We start from the raw sequence: 19,893 nt of genomic DNA on the forward strand, positions 1-19,893 counted from the left end.
TATTTTGACTACTGAAACGCATACTCTGAAAATCGAAGAGATTTTAGAACTGCTGCCGCACCGCTATCCGTTTTTGCTGGTGGATCGCGTGCTGGATTTTGAAGAGCACAAATATCTGCGTGCGGTAAAGAACGTTTCTGTTAATGAACCGTTTTTCCAGGGGCACTTCCCTGGTAAACCGATTTTCCCAGGCGTTCTGATTTTAGAAGCGATGGCGCAGGCGACCGGTATTCTGGCGTTTAAAAGCGTTGGCAAACTGGAACCTGGCGAGCTCTATTATTTTGCCGGTATCGATGAAGCCCGCTTCAAGCGCCCGGTAGTACCAGGTGACCAGATGATCATGGAAGTCACCTTCGAAAAAACCCGTCGTGGTCTGACACGTTTTAAAGGCGTTGCTACAGTGGATGGTAAAATTGTCTGTGAAGCGACCATGATGTGTGCCCGTAGCCGGGAGGCATAATTAGTGATTGATTCAACCGCCACCATCCATCCGACCGCCATCGTTGAAGAGGGTGCTGTACTGGGTGCAAATGTTCATATCGGTCCCTTCTGTATTGTGGGCGCTGACGTGGAAATTGGCGCAGGTACGGTATTGAAATCACACGTTGTGGTTAATGGCCATACGCGTATCGGCGAAGAAAACCAGATCTATCAGTTTGTCTCTATTGGTGAGGTAAACCAGGATCTGAAATATGCGGGTGAGCCTACCCGCACCGAAATCGGCGATCGCAACCGGATCCGCGAAAGCGTGACCATTCATCGCGGCACCACGCAGGGTGGCGGACTGACTAAAGTTGGCAGCGACAACCTGCTGATGGTGAATGCGCACATTGCACACGACTGCGTGATTGGCAGCCGCTGCATTCTGGCAAATAACGTGACGCTGGGCGGCCACGTTACCGTGGATGATTTTGCGATCATCGGCGGCGTGACGGCCGTGCACCAGTGGTGCACTATCGGCGCTCACGTTATGGTTGGCGGTTGTTCCGGCGTGGCGCAGGATATTCCGCCATACATTATTGCGCAGGGTAACCACGCCACGCCGTTTGGCGTCAATATTGAAGGTCTCAAGCGTCGCGGCTTCAGCAAAGAGGCGCTGCATGCTATTCGCAACGCTTACAAGCTGCTCTACCGCAGCGGTAAAACGCTGGATGAGGTAAAGCCTGAAATCGAGGCGCTGGCGCAGCAGCACAGCGAAGTCCAGCCGTTCTTTGATTTCTTCGCCCGTTCAACCCGTGGATTGATCCGTTAATTCATGTCAGTGCGTCCCTTAACGATTGCCCTGGTCGCCGGAGAAACCTCCGGCGATATTCTTGGTGCCGGTCTGATCCGCGCGCTGAAAGCGCGTCATCCTGATGCACGCTTTGTTGGCGTAGCGGGTCCGCTGATGCAGGCAGAAGGCTGCGAAGTCTGGTACGAAATGGAAGAGCTGGCGGTCATGGGCATTGTCGAAGTGCTGGGCCGCCTGCGACGCCTGCTGACCATCCGCAAAGACCTGACGCAGCGCTTCACCGCGCTCCGCCCTGACGTATTTGTGGGTATCGATGCGCCAGATTTTAATATCACCCTGGAAGGCAACCTGAAGCGCGCCGGTATTCGTACCGTGCACTACGTCAGCCCTTCCGTCTGGGCATGGCGTCAGAAGCGCGTCTTTAAGATTGGCCGCAATACCGATATGGTGCTGGCGTTTCTGCCGTTCGAGAAAGCGTTTTACGATCGCTTTAACGTGCCGTGTCGTTTTATCGGTCACACCATGGCTGATGCGATGCCGCTGCAGCCTGATAAGCAGGCCGCGCGTCGCGAGCTGGGTATTGCAGACGACGCGATCTGTCTGGGTTTACTGCCAGGCAGTCGTGGCGCAGAAGTTGAAATGCTGAGCGCCGATTTTCTGCGCGCGGCGCAGCTGCTGCGTCAGCGCTACCCGGCGCTGGAAATCGTGGTTCCGCTGGTTAACGCAAAGCGGCGGGCGCAGTTTGAACAGATTAAAGCGGAGATTGCGCCTGAGCTGCCTATGCACCTGCTGGATGGCAAAGGGCGTCAGGCGATGATCGCCAGCGATGCGGCTATTCTGGCATCCGGCACCGCGGCGCTGGAGTGTATGCTGGCAAAGTGCCCGATGGTCGTGGGGTATCGTATGAAACCCGTTACCTTCTGGCTGGCGAAGCGCCTGGTCAAAACGCCTTACGTCTCGCTGCCTAATCTGCTGGCGGGACGGGAGCTGGTTAAAGAGCTGCTGCAGGATGAGTGCCAGCCGCAGACGCTGGCCGCCGCGCTGGAGCCGCTGCTGCATGCGGGTGCCGAACGCGACGCGCTGCTGGAAACCTTTACTCAACTGCATCAGCAGATCCGCTGGAATGCCGATGAGCAGGCGGCGGATGCGGTACTGGAGATTGCTCATGGCTGAATTTATCTATCCTGATGCGCAACGTATTGCGGGCGTGGACGAAGTCGGACGCGGCCCGCTGGTAGGGGCCGTAGTAACGGCGGCGGTGATCCTCGATCCTGCTAACCCGATTGCTGGTCTGGCAGACTCAAAAAAGCTGTCGGAAAAGCGCCGTCTGGCGCTGTATGATGAAATTACCGAAAAGGCGCTGGCGTGGAGCCCCGGCAGGGCTGAGCCAGAAGAGATCGACCAGCTCAATATTCTGCATGCCACGCTGCTGGCGATGCAGCGCGCGGTGGCAGGGCTGCACCTTACGCCCGATTTTGTGCTGATCGATGGCAATCGCTGTCCGGCGCTGGCGATGCCTGCGCAGGCGGTGATCAAAGGCGACAGTCTGGTGCAGGAAATCAGCGCTGCATCCATTATTGCCAAAGTGACGCGCGATCGCGAAATGGCTGAACTCGATCGTCTCTTTCCGCAGTATGGCTTTGCGCAGCATAAAGGTTACCCCACCGCGCTTCATATGGCGAAGCTCAAACAGTTTGGTGCCACGCCGCATCATCGTCGCAGTTTTGCGCCGGTGCGCAACGCGCTGCTGGATGCCGAACTGCACGCCTCAGTACAACCCGCGCCGCTTTATTAAGCCTGACGCTGTTTTAACCGGAAACCGATATGGCTGAACCTCGTTTTATACATCTGCGCGTGCACAGCGACTACTCCATGGTCGATGGCCTGGCGAAGACCGGTCCGCTGGTGAAAAAAGCCGCGGCGCTGGGGATGCCGGCAATAGCGATTACGGATTACACCAACCTCTGCGGCCTGGTGCGCTTCTATGGCAGCGCCCACGGTGCCGGCGTTAAGCCGATTATCGGCGCTGATTTCCAGGTCGCCAGCGAGCTGATGGGCGATGAGCTTACGCAGCTTACGCTGCTCGCGGCGAATAACACCGGCTATCAGAATCTGACACTGCTGATTTCGCGCGCCTATCAGCGCGGCTACGGCATTGCCGGGCCTATCCTCGATCGCGACTGGCTGATTGAGCTGGGCGAAGGGCTGATTGTCCTGTCGGGCGGACGACGCGGCGATGTCGGACGCAGCCTGCTGCGCGGCAATAACGCGCTGGTGGCGCAGTGTCTGAGCTTTTATCAGCAGCACTTTCCCGACCGTTACTACCTTGAGCTGCTCCGCACCGGACGCGCCGATGAGGAGAGCTATCTACATGCCGCCGTTGAGCTGGCGATAGCGGAAGGGATACCGGTAGTGGCAACCAATGAAGTCTGCTTCATCAATGAAGAGGACTTCGATGCGCATGAGATCCGCGTGGCGATCCACGACGGTTATACGCTGGACGATCCGAAACGTCCGCGCCACTACAGTCCTCAGCAATATATGCGCAGCGAAGAGGAGATGTGCGAGCTGTTTTCGGACATCCCGGAAGCGCTGGAAAACAGCGTAGAGATTGCTAAGCGCTGTAACGTCACCGTCCGCCTCGGCGAATATTTTCTGCCGCAGTTCCCGACCGGCGAGATGACCACCGAAGAGTTTCTGGTGGTGAAATCACGCGAGGGGCTTGAAGAGCGCCTGGCGTTTCTCTTTCCGGATGAAGAGCTGCGTGCGCAGAAGCGCCCGGCCTACGATGAGCGTCTGGAGATTGAGCTCAACGTTATCAACCAGATGGGGTTCCCGGGCTACTTCCTGATCGTGATGGAGTTTATCCAGTGGTCAAAAGATAACGGGATCCCGGTCGGACCCGGACGCGGTTCCGGCGCCGGTTCACTGGTGGCCTATGCGCTGAAGATTACCGACCTCGATCCGCTGGAATTTGACCTGCTGTTTGAACGCTTCCTGAATCCGGAACGCGTCTCCATGCCCGACTTTGACGTCGACTTCTGCATGGAGAAGCGCGATCAGGTGATCGATCACGTTGCCGAGATGTATGGCCGTGAAGCGGTTTCGCAGATTATCACCTTCGGCACCATGGCGGCGAAAGCGGTGATCCGCGATGTAGGGCGCGTGCTGGGCCATCCTTATGGCTTTGTCGATCGCATCTCCAAGCTGGTGCCGCCCGATCCGGGCATGACGCTGGAAAAAGCGTTTCAGGCTGAACCGCAGCTGCCTGAGATCTATGACGCCGATGAAGAGGTCAGGGCGCTGATCGACATGGCGCGCAAGCTGGAAGGCGTCACGCGAAACGCCGGCAAGCACGCTGGCGGCGTGGTCATTGCGCCGACCAAAATCACCGATTTTGCCCCGCTTTACTGCGATGAAAACGGCCAGTTCCCCGTCACCCAGTTTGATAAAAATGATGTGGAGTATGCCGGACTGGTGAAGTTTGACTTCCTCGGCCTGCGTACGCTGACCATCATCGACTGGGCGCTGAAGATGATCAACCCGCGCCGTGAAAAGCAGGGGCTGCCGCCGATCGACATTGCGGCTATTCCGCTTGATGATAAAAAAAGCTTCGATATGCTGCAGCGCTCAGAGACCACCGCGGTGTTCCAGCTTGAATCGCGCGGCATGAAAGATCTGATCAAGCGACTGAAGCCTGACTGCTTTGAAGATATGATCGCCCTGGTGGCGCTGTTTCGTCCTGGCCCGCTGCAGTCCGGCATGGTGGACAACTTCATCGACCGTAAGCATGGCCGTGAAGAGCTCTCCTATCCCGATATCCAGTGGCAGCATGAGAGTCTGAAGCCGGTACTGGAGCCTACCTACGGCATCATTCTCTATCAGGAGCAGGTGATGCAGATCGCACAGGTGCTGGCGGGTTATACGCTGGGCGGCGCCGATATGCTGCGTCGTGCGATGGGTAAAAAGAAACCGGAAGAGATGGCGAAACAGCGTTCAGTGTTCAAAGAGGGCGCTGAAAGCATGGGCATCAACGGCGAGCTGTCGATGAAAATCTTCGACCTGGTAGAGAAGTTCGCCGGCTATGGTTTTAACAAATCGCACTCTGCAGCTTATGCGCTGGTCTCCTATCAGACGCTGTGGCTGAAAGCCCACTATCCGGCTGAATTTATGGCTGCGGTCATGACCGCCGATATGGATAACACCGAGAAAGTGGTCGGGCTGGTGGATGAGTGCTGGCGCATGGGCCTGAAAGTGCTGCCGCCGGATATCAATGCCGGCCTCTATCCGTTCCACGTCAACGACGACGGTGAAATTGTCTACGGCATCGGCGCGATCAAAGGCGTCGGTGAAGGCCCGATTGAAGCGATTCTCGAAGCGCGTAATCAGGGCGGCTATTTTAAAGAGCTGTTTGATCTCTGCGCGCGTACCGATACGCGCAAAATCAACCGCCGGGTGATGGAGAAGCTGATCATGTCCGGCGCGTTTGACCGGCTCGGGCCCCATCGCGCGGCGCTGATGAGCGCCCTGAGCGATGCCCTGAAAGCCGCTGACCAGCATGCGAAAGCAGAGGCGACGGGGCAGGCAGATATGTTTGGCGTGCTGGCTGAAGAGCCGGAGCAGGTCGAAAAATCGTATGCGTCAATTACGCCGTGGCCAGAGCAGGTGCAGCTGGATGGCGAGCGTGAAACGCTGGGGCTCTATCTTACCGGGCATCCGATTAATCAGTATCTGAAAGAGATTGAGCGCTACGTCGGCGGAATGCGGCTGAAAGATATGCATCCCACTGAACGTGGCAAGGTCACCATCGCTGCGGGGCTGGTGATCGCCGCCCGCGTGATGGTGACCAAGCGCGGCAACCGAATTGGTATTTGTACTCTGGACGATCGCTCCGGTCGTCTGGAAGTCATGCTATTTACCGATGCGTTAGATAAGTACCAGCAGCTGCTGGAGAAAGACCGTATCCTGATCGTCAGCGGACAGGTCAGCTTTGATGACTTCAGCGGCGGGCTTAAAATGACCGCCAGGGAAGTGATGGATATCGATGAAGCGCGGGAAAAATATGCGCGCGGACTTGCTATCTCGCTGACGGACAGGCAAATTGATGACCAGCTTTTAAACCGTCTCCGCCAGTCTCTGGAACCTCATCGTTCCGGGACCATTCCGGTACATCTCTATTATCAGAGAGCAGATGCGCGGGCAAAGCTGCGCTTTGGTGCAGCGTGGCGTATTTCGCCCAGCGATCGTTTACTTAACGACCTGCGGTCGTTAGTAGGATCGGAGCAGGTGGAACTGGAGTTTGACTAAAACAGGAACATTATGAGTCTTAATTACCTGGATTTTGAACAGCCGATCGCTGAACTTGAAGCGAAGATCGATTCGCTGAAATCGATTGGCCGTTCAGATGAGAAACACGATATTAATCTGGATGAAGAGATTCAGCGCCTTCGCGAGAAAAGCGTTGAACTGACCCGTAAAATCTTCTCCGATTTAGGTGCATGGCAGGTCGCGCAGCTGGCGCGTCATCCGCTGCGTCCCTATACGCTGGACTACGTGCGCAACGCATTTGACGACTTTGACGAGCTGGCAGGCGATCGCGCCTATGCTGACGACAAAGCGATTGTGGGTGGTATCGCACGTCTGGATGGCCGTCCGGTGATGATCATTGGTCATCAGAAAGGGCGTGAAACCAAAGAAAAAATTCGCCGTAACTTCGGTATGCCTGCACCAGAAGGCTATCGTAAAGCGCTGCGTCTGATGGAGATGGCAGAACGTTTTAAGATGCCACTCATCACCTTTATCGACACGCCGGGTGCTTATCCGGGCGTGGGCGCTGAAGAGCGCGGTCAGTCTGAAGCGATTGCCCGTAACCTGCGTGAGATGTCTGGCCTGAAAATTCCGGTGATCTGCACCGTGATTGGCGAGGGCGGCTCCGGTGGCGCGCTGGCGATTGGCGTGGGTGACAAAGTGAATATGCTGCAGTACAGCACCTATTCAGTGATCTCACCGGAAGGCTGTGCGTCAATTCTGTGGAAAAGCGCAGACAAAGCGCCGCTGGCGGCAGAAGCGATGGGCATCACCGCCGGGCGTCTGCAGGAGCTGAAGCTGATTGACTCGATCATTCCTGAGCCGCTGGGTGGCGCGCATCGTCGTCCGGTTGATATGGCCGCTTCTCTGAAGCAGCAGCTGCTGGCCGACCTGGCCGATCTCGACGGATTGAGCACGGAAGAGCTGCTCGATCGCCGCTACCAGCGCCTGATGAACTACGGTTACGCGTAAGGTAAGCCCTGCAGCAAAAAAGCGGACTCCGGTCCGCTTTTTTTATGCCTGTTTTCCACGATCGGGCCTGAGTTCCCTGCAGGACCGCCATTTATGGCGGCAGCGATCCCCCAGGGGCGCCATTTATGGCGACCGAAATGCATCGCTGAAAACATCAGGCCTGCAACGGCGCTATTCCGGAACATTCTCCGGCCACTTTTCGCTATCCTTACTCTGTGCCACAAGACCACAGGAGGTGAGCATTGAATATTATTGCGATCATGGGACCGCACGGCGCGTTCTACAAAGATGAACCGATTCGTGAACTGGATGCCGCGCTGAAACTGCAGGGCTTTCACACCGTTTATCCCAGCAATGCCAGCGACCTGCTGAAGCTGATTGAGCACAACCCGCGCGTATGCGGCGTCGTATTTGACTGGGATGAGTACAGCATGGCGCTCTGCAGCGACATCAACCAGCTCAATGAGTCGCTGCCGCTCTACACCTTTATCAACACCCATTCGCAGATGGACGTCAGCGTTAATGAAATGCGCATGGCGCTGCAGTTTTTTGAATATGCGCTCAGCACCGCAGACGATATCGCGCTGCATATCCGCCAGTATACCGATGAGTACATCGATAAAATTCTACCCCCGCTGACCAAAGCGCTGTTTACCTATGTTAAAGAGGGTAAATACACCTTCTGTACGCCAGGCCATATGGGCGGTACCGCCTTTCAGAAAAGCCCGGTCGGCAGCCTGTTTTATGACTTTTTCGGCGCTAACACGCTTAAAGCCGATGTCTCTATCTCCGTCACCGAACTGGGGTCGCTGCTCGACCATACCGGCCCGCATCTCGACGCCGAAGAGTATATTGCCCGTACCTTTGGGGCAGAGCAGAGCTATATGGTGACCAACGGCACCTCAACCTCAAACAAAATTGTCGGTATGTATGCCGCCCCGGCAGGCAGTACGGTACTGATTGACCGCAACTGTCACAAATCGCTGACCCATCTGCTGATGATGAGCGATATCGTGCCTGTCTGGCTCAAGCCAACGCGTAATGCGCTGGGCATTCTGGGCGGTATTCCGCAGCGTGAATTTACCCGGGAGGCTATTCAGAGCAAAGTGGATAGCACGCCGCGCGCCAGCTGGCCGGTCCATGCGGTGATCACCAATTCAACGTACGACGGATTGCTCTACAACACGGAATATATCAAGCAGACGCTGGATGTGCCGTCGATCCACTTCGATTCCGCCTGGGTGCCGTATACCAATTTCCATCCCATCTACAGCGGAAAAAGCGGCATGAGCGGTGAACGGATCCCGGGTAAGGTGATCTATGAAACGCAATCCACCCATAAGCTGCTGGCCGCGTTTTCCCAGGCTTCACTGATTCATATCAAGGGCGACTACGACCACGATACCTTTAACGAAGCCTATATGATGCACACCACCACTTCGCCGAGCTACGGTATTGTGTCATCGATTGAAACCGCTGCGGCGATGCTACGCGGCAACCCGGGTAAGCGGCTAATCAACCGTTCGGTCGAGCGCGCGCTGCACTTCCGGCGCGAGATCCAGCGGCTGCGTGAAGAGTCGGACGGCTGGTTCTTTGATATCTGGCAGCCGGAGCAGGTGGATGAGGCAGAGTGCTGGCCGATCCAGCCGGGGGAAGAGGCGTGGCACGGCTTTCAGCAGGCCGATCGCGATCATATGTATCTCGATCCCATTAAAGTCACGATCCTGACGCCCGGCATGAGCGAACTGGGCGCGATGGCGGAAGAGGGGATCCCGGCGGCGCTGGTGGCGAAATTTCTCGATCAGCGCGGCGTAGTGGTAGAGAAAACCGGGCCTTATAACCTGCTGTTTCTGTTCAGTATCGGGATCGATAAAACCCGCGCCATGAGCCTGCTGCGCGGTCTGACTGAATTTAAACGCGCCTACGATCTTAATCTGCGCGTGAAAAATATGCTGCCGGATCTCTATGCGGAGGATCCCGATTTCTATCGCAATATGCGGATCCAGACGCTGGCGCAGGGGATCCACCAGCTGATCCTGCAGCACGATCTGCCGCGGCTGATGCTGAAAGCGTTTGATGTCCTGCCTGAAATGAAAATGACGCCGCATCAGGCGTTCCAGCATCAGGTCAAAGGCGAGGTTGAAACCGTGGATATCCGCGAGCTGGTGGGGCGTATCTCCGCCAATATGATCTTGCCCTATCCGCCAGGCGTGCCGCTGGTCATGCCCGGTGAGATGATCACAGAACAGAGCCGGGCCGTGCTCGACTTTCTGCTGATGCTCTGCACCATCGGACGCCACTACCCCGGCTTTGAAACCGATATTCACGGCACCACGCTGACAGAGGATGGACGTTATCTGGTGCGGGTACTGCGCGACGCGCCCCAGCCCTGACTTCGGATAAATGCCTCTGGTCACGCTGACGTCCGGCACGTAGGCTTGGCGGCTCAGATTTTTTTTCGGAGCCGCTATGCTACAGATCAAACAGATTCACCACATTGCGATTATTGCCACTGACTATCCGCGCAGCAAAGCGTTCTACTGCGATGTGCTGGGCTTCTCCCTGCTGGGAGAGTACTACCGGGCTGAGCGGGATTCATGGAAAGGCGACCTCGGCCTGCACGGCGTCTATACCATTGAGCTGTTCTCATTTCCCTCCCCGCCGCCGCGCGTAACCGCACCTGAAGCCTGCGGCCTGCGCCATCTGGCATTTTGCGTTGAGGATGTCGCACAGTCGGTTGCCGCGCTGGCAGAGAAAGGCGTGACCTGCGAACCGGTGCGTATCGATGCGCTGACCGGTAAAGCCTGCACCTTTTTTACCGATCCGGATGGTTTGCCGCTGGAGCTTTATCAGGCGTAAAATAGCCGCCGCAGAATGCCGCAATCAGGCGGCATCATCAGATGGAACGGCACTATGTCTTTTTCCCACCTTGCTGCGCTGCTGGATCCTGCCGGTCGCTACGTGGTGGCATTCAGCGGCGGGCTCGACTCCACCGTGCTGCTGCATCAGCTGGTTTGCTGGCAGCAGCAGCATCCGCAGCTGCGCGTGCGGGCGCTGCACGTGCATCACGGCCTGAGTCCGCACGCCGATCGGTGGGCGGCACACTGCCGGCAGCAGTGTCAGCGCTGGCATATCGCCTGCGACGTATTGCCGGTAATGGTTGATGCCAGGGCCGGAGGCGTGGAGGCGTCGGCGCGCAGAGAGCGCTATCAGGCGCTGTTCGCCCGGCTGCAGCCGGATGAACAGCTGCTCACCGCGCAGCATCTGGACGATCAGTGCGAAACGCTGCTGCTGGCGCTAAAGCGCGGCAGCGGCCCGGCGGGGCTGGCGGCGATGCCGCCGCGGCGCACAGTGCAGGGGCATGAACATCTGCGTCCGCTGCTCAGCCTTAGCCGTGAGCAGCTGGAGCAGTGGGCGGCTGAGCACCAGCTCAGCTGGATTGAGGATGAGAGCAATGACGACAGCCGCTACGACCGCAACTTTTTGCGTCAGCAGATTATGCCGCTGCTGCATCAGCGCTGGCCGCACTTCAGCGCCGCCAGCGCCCGCAGCGCCGCGCTCTGCGCAGAGCAGGAGCAGCTGCTGGATGAGCTGCTGCAGCAGGAGCTGAGCCAGCTGCTTACGCCACAGGGCGCACTGCATTTTCCGCCGTTGCAGAGCATGAGCGAAGCGCGGCGTAACGCGCTGCTGCGGCGCTGGATCGCCGGGCAGGGCGGGGCGATGCCGTCACGTGCGGCGCTGCAGCGCATCAGTACCGACGTTATCGCAAGCCGGACTGATGCACAGCCGGCGCTGCAGCTGGGAAATTTTACGCTGCGCCGCTATCGCGATGCCCTCTACTGGTTGCCGCCGCAGCCGTCGCTGCGTGACCAGGCATGCTGCTGGCCGCAGCTTACCCGATCGCTGGTGCTGCCCGGCGGAGTGGGTCAGCTGCTGGCTGACTTCTCACGCGCGGAGCTGCGTCTGCCTGCGGCGGATGAAACGGTCCACGTTCGCTTTCAGGCGCGCGGCTACTATCATCTGCTGGGACGGGCGGGCGGACGCGAAATGAAAAAACTGTGGCAGGAGCTGGCGATCCCGCCCTGGCAGCGGGAGCGTATCCCACTGATCTACTATAACCATACGCTGATTTGCGCGCCGGGCCTGTTTGTTACCCATGAAGGCGCTGCCTGCAGCGATCGGGGCTGGCAGGCGATCTGGCATCAGCCTGACAGGGAGAAGGTATCATGAGGCACTGGCTGACGGCTGTGCTATGTTTTGTATCGCTGCCGCTATGGGCAGAAGGCGATGCGGCCGCGGGCGCAGAAAAAGCAGCCCGCTGTATGGCGTGTCACGGTGCAGAGGGCAAAAGCGCAATACCCCTCTATCCTCATCTGGCCGGGCAGCAGGCGCCTTATCTGGCGCATGCGTTGCACGCCTATCAGAAAGGTGAGCGCAGCGGCGGTCAGGCAGAGGTGATGAAAGCGTTTGTGGCGGGACTAAGCGATACCGATATTGAGGATTTAGCGGCTTACTATAGCGGACTTAAGCCGTAAAGAACGCGGGCGGAGAGGGTCCGCCCGCCGCGAGACTACTCGTCTTCGCTGACCACCACGGTGCCGAGTTCAGGATGGCTGAAGCTGGCAATGTGATCGAGACGCAGCTCGCGGGTTTCCCCGGAGAGGTCAACCGCAAGATATTCGACGTTTTTGCGCGAAACCATATCCCGCGCTTTCGCCTTCAGCTGGTCACCATTTTTCAGCTGCAGTGACAGCATCCAGTGTCGGGTGCAGGCGAGTTCCAGGTTGTCGTAGTCATCGCAATTGATGGGTTTATAAGCTTCATTTGTCAACATAGTCGCTCACCAATAAGTTTGCAGCAGCCGAGGCTGCCTGATCCCTGACAGAAGAGTTTAGCGCGGAATGAGCGGCGATATCATTGAGTGCATTCAGCGCGCACATCAGCGCGTCGGGCACATATCCCGGCTCACCGCTGCCGATTTCAGCATATTTCTGGCGAACTAACTCACAATACGTTTGCACATGCACCTCCTCAGCAGAGCATAAATACCCTGGTTGCCTGGCGACTATAACACAGGGGTTTCCCGGAAATCAGCCAGGGCAAGCGGGGAAACAGAGAAAGAAAAGCAGCAGAACAGCGGCTGGCACGGCCTGCCGGACGCTGGCTGGCGCACAAAAGGTTAAGTTGATGAACAGGAAAATTCAGTACAGAACGCCGTATGAACCGGCAGGTGACAGATGATTATGCTGTCGCGCACGGTTGAGATCCCGGAGAGTGAAATAGAGCTGACGGCTATCCGCGCTCAGGGGGCAGGGGGGCAGCACGTGAATAAAACCTCGACGGCTATTCATCTGCGGTTTGATGTCCGCGCATCTTCGCTGCCGGAGTTTTATAAAACGCGGCTGCTCGCTGCCAGTCATCACCTGATTACGGCAGAAGGCGTGGTCATTATTAAAGCGCAGGAGTATCGCAGTCAGGAGATGAATCGTGAGGCCGCGCTGCAGCGCCTGATCAATCTGATCCGCGAGTTAACCACGGTGGAGAAAGCGCGTCGCGCGACGCGGCCCACGCGCGCGTCAAAAGAACGGCGGCTGGAGGGGAAATCGCGGCGCAGCAGCGTAAAAGCGATGCGCGGCAAAGTGCGATAAAAAACGCCTCCCGCAGGAGGCGTTTGCCATTACTTATTCAGCGCGCTGGCCAGGAAGCTGACGATCTCATGCTGGCTGATCATCTGCTTCTCGCTTGCGGAGCGGGATTTGTACTCAATCTCTTCGTTATCGAGATTGCGATCGCCAATCACGATGGTGTGCGGCACGCCAATCAGCTCCATATCAGCAAACATCACGCCCGGACGCTCTTTACGATCGTCGAGGATAACGTCGATGCCTCTGGCGCGCAGTTCGCTGTAGAGCGATTCTGCCAGCTGCTGAACCCGGAAAGATTTATGCATATTCATTGGCAGAATTGCGACTTCAAACGGTGCCAGCGCCGCAGGCCAGATAATGCCGCGCTCGTCATGGTTCTGCTCAATTGCGGCAGCCACCACGCGGGTAATACCGATACCGTAGCAGCCCATGGTCATGATCTGGTTGCGGCCATCTTCGCCCTGTACGGCTGCTTTCATCGCATCGGAGTATTTGGTGCCGAGCTGGAAAATGTGACCCACCTCGATACCGCGCTTGATCTGCAGTACGCCTTTACCATCCGGGCTTGGATCGCCCTCGACCACATTGCGGATATCTTCAACCCGCGCTTCCGGCAGATCGCGGCCCCAGTTGATGCCGGCAAAGTGCTGACCGTCGATGTTGGCACCGGCGGAGAAGTCACTCATTTTTGCCACGGTACGGTCCGCAATCACCGGGATGGTCAGACCGACCGGACCGATAGAGCCAAAGCCTGCACCCGTTACGGCACGGATCGCCTCTTCATTGCCCATTTCCAGCGGCGAAGCGACGATATCAAGATGTTCAGCTTTGATTTCGTTCAGCTCATGATCGCCACGCACCAGCAGAGCAACCAGCTGATGGCCGCTCTCTTCACTCGCCTTCACAATCAGCGTCTTAACCGTTTTTTCAACCGGGATCTGATGCTGCTCAACCAGCTCCGCGATGGTTTTGGCATGTGGCGTGGCAAACTGTGTCATCGGCTGTGTTGCCGCCGGACGCTCGCCAGCCGGAGCCAGCGCTTCAGCTTTCTCAATGTTTGCGGCGTAGTCTGACTCGCTGGAGAAGATCACATCATCTTCACCGCTCTGCGCCAGTACCTGGAATTCATGTGAACCGCTGCCGCCGATAGAGCCGGTGTCAGCCTGCACCGCGCGGAAATCGAGACCCATGCGGGTAAAGCTCTGACTGTAGGCGCGATACATCGCATCGTAGGTTTCCTGCAGCGACGCCTGCGAGGTATGGAAGGAGTAGGCGTCTTTCATGATGAACTCACGGGAACGCATCACGCCAAACCGCGGGCGCACTTCATCGCGGAACTTGGTCTGAATCTGATACAGATTAAGCGGCAGCTGCTTATAAGAGCTCAGCTCGTTGCGGATGAGATCGGTAATGACCTCTTCATGCGTCGGACCGAGCACAAACGGACGTTCGTGACGATCTTTAATGCGCAGCAGCTCCGGGCCATACTGCTCCCAGCGCCCGCTCTCTTCCCACAGGTCGGCCGGCTGAACCACCGGCATAGAGATTTCAATTGCGCCGGCGTTGTTCATCTCTTCGCGCACGATGTTTTCAACTTTTCGCAGCACGCGAACCCCGGTCGGCAGCCAGGTATAGAGTCCGGAAGCCAGTTTGCGGATCATCCCGGCACGCAGCATCAGCTGATGGCTGATCACTTCTGCATCGGAAGGCGTCTCCTTAAGCGTGGAGAGCAGATATTGAGTAGTACGCATTAATTATGATTCCAGTTATATGGAAGAAGAAGAGCAGACCGTTACTGGCCGTTAGTGTACCAGCGAGAAACAGCGCTCAAAAGCCTGTTTTAGCGTGGATCCACGGCAATGACCTCAGTACCCGCTTCATCAATGCGCCAGCGCACGTTGAAATCGAGCAGCCAGGCGGCATATTCGCGATCCAGCGATTCACCTTTGCGATAGGCGGGACGCGGATCCTGGGCCAGAACTTCGGTAATAAAACGCTGCAGCTGAGGAATATGCGCCTGCTGCTGAATCTGCTGCTGAGCGGCGGCTGAAAAACGCACCGGCATGGTCGCTTCAGGTGCAGCCTGAGCATACCCGGCGCGCGCGTCGGGCAGCGCTTCGGCAAACGGCAGGTAGGGCTTGATATCAATCACCGGTGTGCCATCAACCAGATCAAGGCTGCCGAGCTGCAGGATAACCTGCGATTTTTCACAGCGGATCCCTTTTAGCTCAACCAGCGACATGCCCACCGGGTTAGGACGAAACGTTGATCGCGTTGCAAAGACGCCCATACGCGCGTTACCGCCGAGGCGGGGCGGACGGACAGTAGGGCGCCAGCCGCCGGCCATGGTCTGATGAAACATAAACAGGATCCAGATGTGGCTGAACGCCTCCAGACCGCGTACGGCTTCCGGCTGATTATACGGGGCCTGCAGATGCAGTTCACCGCCGCCATCCTGAACCAGGCCCGGCTGGCGCGGCACGGCAAATTTCTCTTTCCACGGGGAGCGGATCACGCCAATCTGCGCAACGGCAAACTCACTCATTGACCGGAAACTTTCAGCGCTGAGCCCTGGCAGATTGCCTGGCGGTAGCAGCCTGGCGTACTGGTCACAATTTCACATTTGTGCAGCAGCACGGCGTTGGCTTTCATACCCGCTGCTTTGATCTGCAGACGTTTACGCGCGGTATTGATATTGGGAGGCGAATCCTGCGTGCTGCTCTGGCAATCTTCGCCAGACACTTCACCCAGATCGCGGAAAGGATTGCTGACCAGATCGGTTGCGTCGGTATAGATTTTCACCGGAGCCGGGCGCGGGGCCGGCTTGCGCTGCGGCTGAGCGGATGACTGCTGCGGACGAGCCGGAGCGCTGCTTATCGGGTGATATTCACGAACGCACCCGGTCAGCATCAACGCCAACAGGCAGAGCGGTAAAAAACGCATGGCAACATCCTCCTGTAATAAAAGTGGCGTTATTGAAACAAGGACGCCCGCAAATAACAAGTCAGCAGCCACATGCAGAAATAGAAAGGGCGGCAAGCGCCGCCCTCGGGAGAGAAAAGAAGTGAACTTACCAGCCTTTAACCGCGCCACCGTTAAAGATTTTGTTCGCAGACTCAGCCACTTCGTCTGACTGATACGCTTCAACAAACTTCTTCACGTTCTCAGCGTCTTTATTATCTTCACGGCTCACCAGCAGGTTAACGTATGGGGAATCTTTATCTTCCACAAAGATGCCATCTTTTGCCGGGGTCAGACCAATCTGGCTGGCATACGTTGTGTTGATAACCGCGAGTGCAATCTGCTGATCGTCAAGCGAGCGTGGCAGCTGTGGCGCTTCCAGTTCAACAATCTTCAGGTTCTTCGGATTTTCCACAATATCCAGCGACGTTGGCAGCAGGCCAACACCCTCTTTCAGCTTAATCAGTCCCGCTTTCTGCAGCAGCAGCAGGGAGCGGCCCAGGTTAGTTGGATCGTTAGGGATGGCGATCTGCGCGCCATCCTGCAGTTCGGTCAGCGACTTAATCTTTTTGGAGTAGCCGGCAATCGGGTAAACAAAGGTGTTGCCAACCGGTACCAGCTTGTAGCCACGATCTTTGATCTGCTGATCCAGATAGGGCTTATGCTGGAAAGCGTTAACGTCAATATCCCCTTTGCTCAGCGCTTCATTAGGTAACACGTAATCGTTAAATGTCACCAGCTCGACGTCGAGATTATATTTATCTTTAGCCACTTTAACGGCAGTTTCAGCAACCTGCTGTTCAGCACCGACAATCACGCCCACTTTGATATGGTTGGGATCTTTTGCCTGCTGATCGCATCCGGCCAGAGCAATAGCACCAATCAGAGCACCTGCTGCGGCAATCTTTTTAAATGTGAAAGACATATCCTTTCCTTAATAGAGAAGTATTGATGTTATTGGCTTATTTATGCGACACCGCGCGAACAATGCGATCGCCGCAGAACTGAATCAGATATACCAGCACGACCAGCAGCACCAGTACAGTATTCATTACGGTAGCGTTATACCCGATATAGCCATACTGATAGCCAATCTGGCCCAGACCACCCGCGCCCACGGCACCGCCCATAGCAGAATAGCCAACCAGCGTAATGAGCGTAATGGTGGCCGCGTTAACCAGGCCCGGCATCGCTTCCGGCAGCAACACCTTGCGGACAATCTGCAGCGGCGTGGCACCCATCGCGCGGGAGGCTTCGATCAGGCCGGTCGGCAGCTCCAGCAGGGCGTTTTCAACCATACGGGCAATAAACGGCGCGGCGCCAACGGTCAGCGGGACAATCGCCGCCTGCAGGCCGATAGAGGTGCCGACAATTGCGCGGGTAAACGGAATCATCCATACCAGCAATATAATGAACGGGATCGATCGGAAGATATTGACGATAGCAGAGAGCACGCGGTAAAGCGCGCTGTTCGCCAGAATCTGACCAGGGCGTGTAACATACAGCAGTACGCCGACCGGCAGGCCAATAACAAACCCGAAAAAGCCAGAGACAAAGGTCATCATCAGCGTTTCCCAGACGCCGCGCGTCAGTAACCACAGCATCGCTTCAGACATAACCTAATACCTCTACTTTCACATGATGTTCTTTCAGCCAGCTTATCGCGGCCTGCGTATCTGTTTCACTGCCATCCATTTCTGCCAGCATGATGCCGAACTTGACTCCGCCTGCATAATCCATCTGCGCACTGATAATGTTGTTGTTCACATTAAAGCGGCGGGCAGCTTCTGACAGCAGCGGTGCATCAACAGATTTCCCGGTAAACTCCAGGCGCAGCAGGGGCACAGCCTGTGCGGCAGGCTGCGCGCGCATGCGCTCCTGATAATCTTCCGGAATATCCAGATGCAGCGTCGACTGAATAAACTGCTGCGCCAGCGGCGTTTTTGGATGAGAAAAAACTTCGCTGACGCTATCTTTTTCAATCAGCTCGCCGTTACTGATCACAGCAACCTGATCGCAGATGCGCTTAACCACATCCATCTCATGGGTGATAAGCAGAATAGTAATACCGAGGCGGCGGTTAATGTCTTTCAGCAACTCCAGTATCGAACGGGTGGTCGCCGGGTCGAGCGCGCTGGTGGCTTCGTCGCACAGCAGTACTTTGGGATTGCTGGCCAGCGCACGCGCAATAGCCACACGCTGTTTTTGCCCGCCAGAGAGATTAGCTGGCCAGCTGTCATGCTTGTCATTCAGGCCAACCAGCTCCAGCAGCTCGCTAACGCGCGCTTTGATCTGATCGCGTGACAGATTGCCCAGCTCCAGCGGCAGCGCCACATTGCCGGCCACCGTACGCGAGTTCATCAGGTTGAAGTGCTGAAAAATCATGCCGATCTGGCGACGTGCCAGCGTCAGCTGCCCGGAAGAGAGTGCGGTGAGATCCTGTCCGTCGACCAGCACACGACCGGATGTAGGGCGCTCAAGCAGGTTGACGCAGCGGATCAGCGTACTCTTGCCCGCGCCTGACGAACCGATGACGCCATAAATCTGTCCCGCCGGCACATGCAGGCTGACGCCGGAGAGCGCCTGTATTGTGCGTGAACCCTGCTGGAACACTTTGGTGATATTTTCGAGTTTAATCATTAGTTAATTATTATCGTCTGACGTTATCCGTGGTGTATCAATATTCGATCAGCGAAGCTGGACGAAAGCTGAATGGATGGTAAGGCATCCAGACGTCTAAATCAATCGACGTAATGCAATCTGCCATTCTCTCGCTATGCCCAATCATGCAATACTTAGCACTATTAATTGCAGCAGGAGTATTTACGTGGCGAACCCAGTCCCGGCTATTTTTCTCGATCGTGATGGCACATTAAATATTGATCACGGTTATGTTCATGAGATCGACAATTTTCAGTTTATAGAAGGCACCATTGAAGCGCTGCAGGCGCTGAAAAAGATGGGCTACGCGCTGGTGCTGGTCACTAACCAGTCGGGTATTGCCCGCGGGATGTTTACGGAAGATACCTTTATGCAGCTGACGGAGTGGATGGACTGGTCACTGGCCGATCGCGATATCGACCTGGACGGCATCTACTATTGTCCTCACCTGCCGGATGCCACCGTGCCTGCTTACCGTCAAAACTGCGACTGCCGTAAACCTCAGCCTGGAATGCTGCTGTCTGCGCAGCAAGAGCTGAACATCGATATGGCCGCTTCATATATGGTAGGGGATAAGCTGGAAGATATGCTGGCAGGGCAGGCCGCTGGCGTCGGCACCCGCGTGCTGGTGCGCAGCGGTAAAACGGTTACCGCTGAAGGTGAAGCAGCAGCAGATTGGGTGTTAAATAGCCTGGCAGAGCTGCCGGCGCGCATCAAACAGGCATAAATAACCGGTTTTGCGCAAACATTAACCGGGTGATAAAAAAGTTGAAATTAGTGCTTGTCACCCGGCGAGAACTCCCTATAATGCGCCACCACTGAGACGGCAAAGCGGCAACGCAGACGGGCTCAGCAGGGCGTGAAGCGATTCACCCCGCCGGAGAAAGCGCTGAAAAAAGTGGTTGACTCCGGAGGAGGAAAGCGTAATATACGCCACCTCGCAGCAGACGCTTAAGGCGCTGGCTGCACCGCTCTTTAACAATTTATCAGACAATCTGTGTGGGCACTCGCAGGATTGATATCACAAGCCTACGGGCTTTAAAAAATATCAAGTCTTTGCTGAGTGAACACGTAATTCATTACGAAGTTTAATTCACAGAGCACCGCTTAACGTGT

Annotated in this window: 20 protein-coding genes; 12 read left to right on the forward strand and 8 right to left on the reverse strand. The window is 56.5% G+C overall.

Going from position 1 to position 19,893, the window contains the following annotated elements; translation table 11 throughout:
• Positions 1–4: 4 nt before the first annotated feature.
• The 10 genes from fabZ to FS690_RS09585 all read left to right on the forward strand — a co-directional run bounded on the left by fabZ (position 5) and on the right by FS690_RS09585 (position 12,045).
• The gene (fabZ, locus tag FS690_RS09540) at positions 5–460 is read left to right on the forward strand and encodes a 3-hydroxyacyl-ACP dehydratase FabZ (protein WP_007893924.1); all 456 of its coding nucleotides are present in this window, start codon (positions 5–7) and stop codon (positions 458–460) included.
• Between the two features lie 3 nt (positions 461–463).
• The gene (gene lpxA, locus FS690_RS09545) at positions 464–1,252 is read left to right on the forward strand and encodes an acyl-ACP--UDP-N-acetylglucosamine O-acyltransferase (protein WP_039382744.1); all 789 of its coding nucleotides are present in this window, start codon (positions 464–466) and stop codon (positions 1,250–1,252) included.
• 3 nt (positions 1,253–1,255) lie between these two features.
• Positions 1,256–2,404, forward strand: coding sequence for a lipid-A-disaccharide synthase (gene lpxB, locus FS690_RS09550; RefSeq protein ID WP_039382748.1), 1,149 nt, complete (start codon positions 1,256–1,258; stop codon positions 2,402–2,404).
• Positions 2,397–3,026 (forward strand): ribonuclease HII, encoded by a 630-nt coding sequence (gene rnhB, locus FS690_RS09555; RefSeq protein ID WP_108570007.1) that lies wholly within the window; start codon positions 2,397–2,399, stop codon positions 3,024–3,026. The genes lpxB and rnhB overlap by 8 nt, the downstream gene beginning before the upstream one ends.
• A 29-nt stretch (positions 3,027–3,055) precedes the next feature.
• The gene (gene dnaE / locus FS690_RS09560) at positions 3,056–6,538 is read left to right on the forward strand and encodes a DNA polymerase III subunit alpha (protein WP_071669047.1); all 3,483 of its coding nucleotides are present in this window, start codon (positions 3,056–3,058) and stop codon (positions 6,536–6,538) included.
• 12 nt (positions 6,539–6,550) lie between these two features.
• The gene (accA, locus tag FS690_RS09565; RefSeq protein ID WP_039382756.1) at positions 6,551–7,510 is read left to right on the forward strand and encodes an acetyl-CoA carboxylase carboxyl transferase subunit alpha; all 960 of its coding nucleotides are present in this window, start codon (positions 6,551–6,553) and stop codon (positions 7,508–7,510) included.
• A gap of 242 nt (positions 7,511–7,752) precedes the next feature.
• Positions 7,753–9,903 (forward strand): lysine decarboxylase LdcC, encoded by a 2,151-nt coding sequence (locus FS690_RS09570; protein ID WP_145339491.1) that lies wholly within the window; start codon positions 7,753–7,755, stop codon positions 9,901–9,903.
• A 76-nt stretch (positions 9,904–9,979) separates the two neighbouring features.
• Positions 9,980–10,369 (forward strand): VOC family protein, encoded by a 390-nt coding sequence (locus FS690_RS09575; RefSeq protein ID WP_065650076.1) that lies wholly within the window; start codon positions 9,980–9,982, stop codon positions 10,367–10,369.
• A 54-nt stretch (positions 10,370–10,423) separates the two neighbouring features.
• Positions 10,424–11,740, forward strand: a complete 1,317-nt coding sequence (gene tilS, locus FS690_RS09580) for a tRNA lysidine(34) synthetase TilS (RefSeq protein ID WP_145339493.1) — start codon at positions 10,424–10,426, stop codon at positions 11,738–11,740.
• Complete coding sequence (locus tag FS690_RS09585; RefSeq protein WP_071669045.1) at positions 11,737–12,045, forward strand: cytochrome c; 309 nt, start codon at positions 11,737–11,739, stop codon at positions 12,043–12,045. Before tilS ends, FS690_RS09585 begins: the two co-directional genes overlap by 4 nt.
• A 35-nt stretch (positions 12,046–12,080) precedes the next feature.
• Here the strand turns inward: FS690_RS09585 and rof are convergent, their stop codons facing one another.
• A complete protein-coding gene (rof, locus tag FS690_RS09590) occupies positions 12,081–12,344 on the reverse strand; it encodes a Rho-binding antiterminator (protein WP_039382769.1) in 264 nt (87 codons plus the stop codon).
• On the reverse strand, positions 12,331–12,531 hold the full coding sequence (locus FS690_RS09595; protein WP_071669043.1) for a YaeP family protein: 201 nt from the start codon (positions 12,529–12,531) through the stop codon (positions 12,331–12,333). The genes rof and FS690_RS09595 overlap by 14 nt, the downstream gene beginning before the upstream one ends.
• Before the next feature lie 216 nt (positions 12,532–12,747).
• Here FS690_RS09595 and arfB point away from each other — a divergent pair, with 216 nt between their 5' ends.
• Complete coding sequence (gene arfB, locus FS690_RS09600) at positions 12,748–13,158, forward strand: alternative ribosome rescue aminoacyl-tRNA hydrolase ArfB (protein WP_039382771.1); 411 nt, start codon at positions 12,748–12,750, stop codon at positions 13,156–13,158.
• Between the two features lie 29 nt (positions 13,159–13,187).
• Here the strand turns inward: arfB and proS are convergent, their stop codons facing one another.
• The 6 genes from proS to metN all read right to left on the reverse strand — a co-directional run bounded on the left by proS (position 13,188) and on the right by metN (position 18,756).
• The gene (proS, locus tag FS690_RS09605; protein ID WP_071669042.1) at positions 13,188–14,906 is read right to left on the reverse strand and encodes a proline--tRNA ligase; all 1,719 of its coding nucleotides are present in this window, start codon (positions 14,904–14,906) and stop codon (positions 13,188–13,190) included.
• An 89-nt stretch (positions 14,907–14,995) separates the two neighbouring features.
• Positions 14,996–15,700, reverse strand: coding sequence for a tRNA (N6-threonylcarbamoyladenosine(37)-N6)-methyltransferase TrmO (gene tsaA / locus FS690_RS09610; RefSeq protein ID WP_071669041.1), 705 nt, complete (start codon positions 15,698–15,700; stop codon positions 14,996–14,998).
• Positions 15,697–16,098, reverse strand: coding sequence for an Rcs stress response system protein RcsF (gene rcsF / locus FS690_RS09615; protein ID WP_039382781.1), 402 nt, complete (start codon positions 16,096–16,098; stop codon positions 15,697–15,699). Before rcsF ends, tsaA begins: the two co-directional genes overlap by 4 nt.
• A 127-nt stretch (positions 16,099–16,225) precedes the next feature.
• Positions 16,226–17,041, reverse strand: a complete 816-nt coding sequence (locus FS690_RS09620) for a MetQ/NlpA family lipoprotein (RefSeq protein WP_065650069.1) — start codon at positions 17,039–17,041, stop codon at positions 16,226–16,228.
• 37 nt (positions 17,042–17,078) lie between these two features.
• A complete protein-coding gene (locus FS690_RS09625; RefSeq protein ID WP_039382787.1) occupies positions 17,079–17,732 on the reverse strand; it encodes a methionine ABC transporter permease MetI in 654 nt (217 codons plus the stop codon).
• Entirely contained in the window at positions 17,725–18,756 is a 1,032-nt protein-coding gene (metN, locus tag FS690_RS09630) for a methionine ABC transporter ATP-binding protein MetN (protein ID WP_071669040.1), read from the reverse strand. Before metN ends, FS690_RS09625 begins: the two co-directional genes overlap by 8 nt.
• 187 nt (positions 18,757–18,943) lie before the next feature.
• Here metN and gmhB point away from each other — a divergent pair, with 187 nt between their 5' ends.
• Positions 18,944–19,504: a D-glycero-beta-D-manno-heptose 1,7-bisphosphate 7-phosphatase gene (gmhB, locus tag FS690_RS09635; protein WP_113655009.1), complete on the forward strand. Its 561-nt coding sequence runs from the start codon at positions 18,944–18,946 to the stop codon at positions 19,502–19,504.
• Positions 19,505–19,893: the final 389 nt, after the last annotated feature.

Origin of the sequence: Pantoea sp. PSNIH1 (genome assembly GCF_007680655.1) — a bacterium.
Taxonomy (GTDB): domain Bacteria; phylum Pseudomonadota; class Gammaproteobacteria; order Enterobacterales; family Enterobacteriaceae; genus Pantoea; species Pantoea eucrina.

What these genes read in the sequence shown, in the direction of transcription:
- lpxB (WP_039382748.1), top strand. Translation starts at nt 1,256, where the DNA reads ATGTCAGTGCGTCCCTTAACGATTGCCCTGGTCGCCGGAGAAACCTCC.
- rnhB (WP_108570007.1), top strand. Translation starts at nt 2,397, where the DNA reads ATGGCTGAATTTATCTATCCTGATGCGCAACGTATTGCGGGCGTGGAC.
- dnaE (WP_071669047.1), top strand. Translation starts at nt 3,056, where the DNA reads ATGGCTGAACCTCGTTTTATACATCTGCGCGTGCACAGCGACTACTCC.
- accA (WP_039382756.1), top strand. Translation starts at nt 6,551, where the DNA reads ATGAGTCTTAATTACCTGGATTTTGAACAGCCGATCGCTGAACTTGAA.
- FS690_RS09575 (WP_065650076.1), top strand. Translation starts at nt 9,980, where the DNA reads ATGCTACAGATCAAACAGATTCACCACATTGCGATTATTGCCACTGAC.
- tilS (WP_145339493.1), top strand. Translation starts at nt 10,424, where the DNA reads ATGTCTTTTTCCCACCTTGCTGCGCTGCTGGATCCTGCCGGTCGCTAC.
- FS690_RS09585 (WP_071669045.1), top strand. Translation starts at nt 11,737, where the DNA reads ATGAGGCACTGGCTGACGGCTGTGCTATGTTTTGTATCGCTGCCGCTA.
- rof (WP_039382769.1), bottom strand. Translation starts at nt 12,344, where the DNA reads ATGTTGACAAATGAAGCTTATAAACCCATCAATTGCGATGACTACGAC.
- arfB (WP_039382771.1), top strand. Translation starts at nt 12,748, where the DNA reads ATGATTATGCTGTCGCGCACGGTTGAGATCCCGGAGAGTGAAATAGAG.
- proS (WP_071669042.1), bottom strand. Translation starts at nt 14,906, where the DNA reads ATGCGTACTACTCAATATCTGCTCTCCACGCTTAAGGAGACGCCTTCC.
- tsaA (WP_071669041.1), bottom strand. Translation starts at nt 15,700, where the DNA reads ATGAGTGAGTTTGCCGTTGCGCAGATTGGCGTGATCCGCTCCCCGTGG.
- rcsF (WP_039382781.1), bottom strand. Translation starts at nt 16,098, where the DNA reads ATGCGTTTTTTACCGCTCTGCCTGTTGGCGTTGATGCTGACCGGGTGC.
- FS690_RS09620 (WP_065650069.1), bottom strand. Translation starts at nt 17,041, where the DNA reads ATGTCTTTCACATTTAAAAAGATTGCCGCAGCAGGTGCTCTGATTGGT.
- FS690_RS09625 (WP_039382787.1), bottom strand. Translation starts at nt 17,732, where the DNA reads ATGTCTGAAGCGATGCTGTGGTTACTGACGCGCGGCGTCTGGGAAACG.
- metN (WP_071669040.1), bottom strand. Translation starts at nt 18,756, where the DNA reads ATGATTAAACTCGAAAATATCACCAAAGTGTTCCAGCAGGGTTCACGC.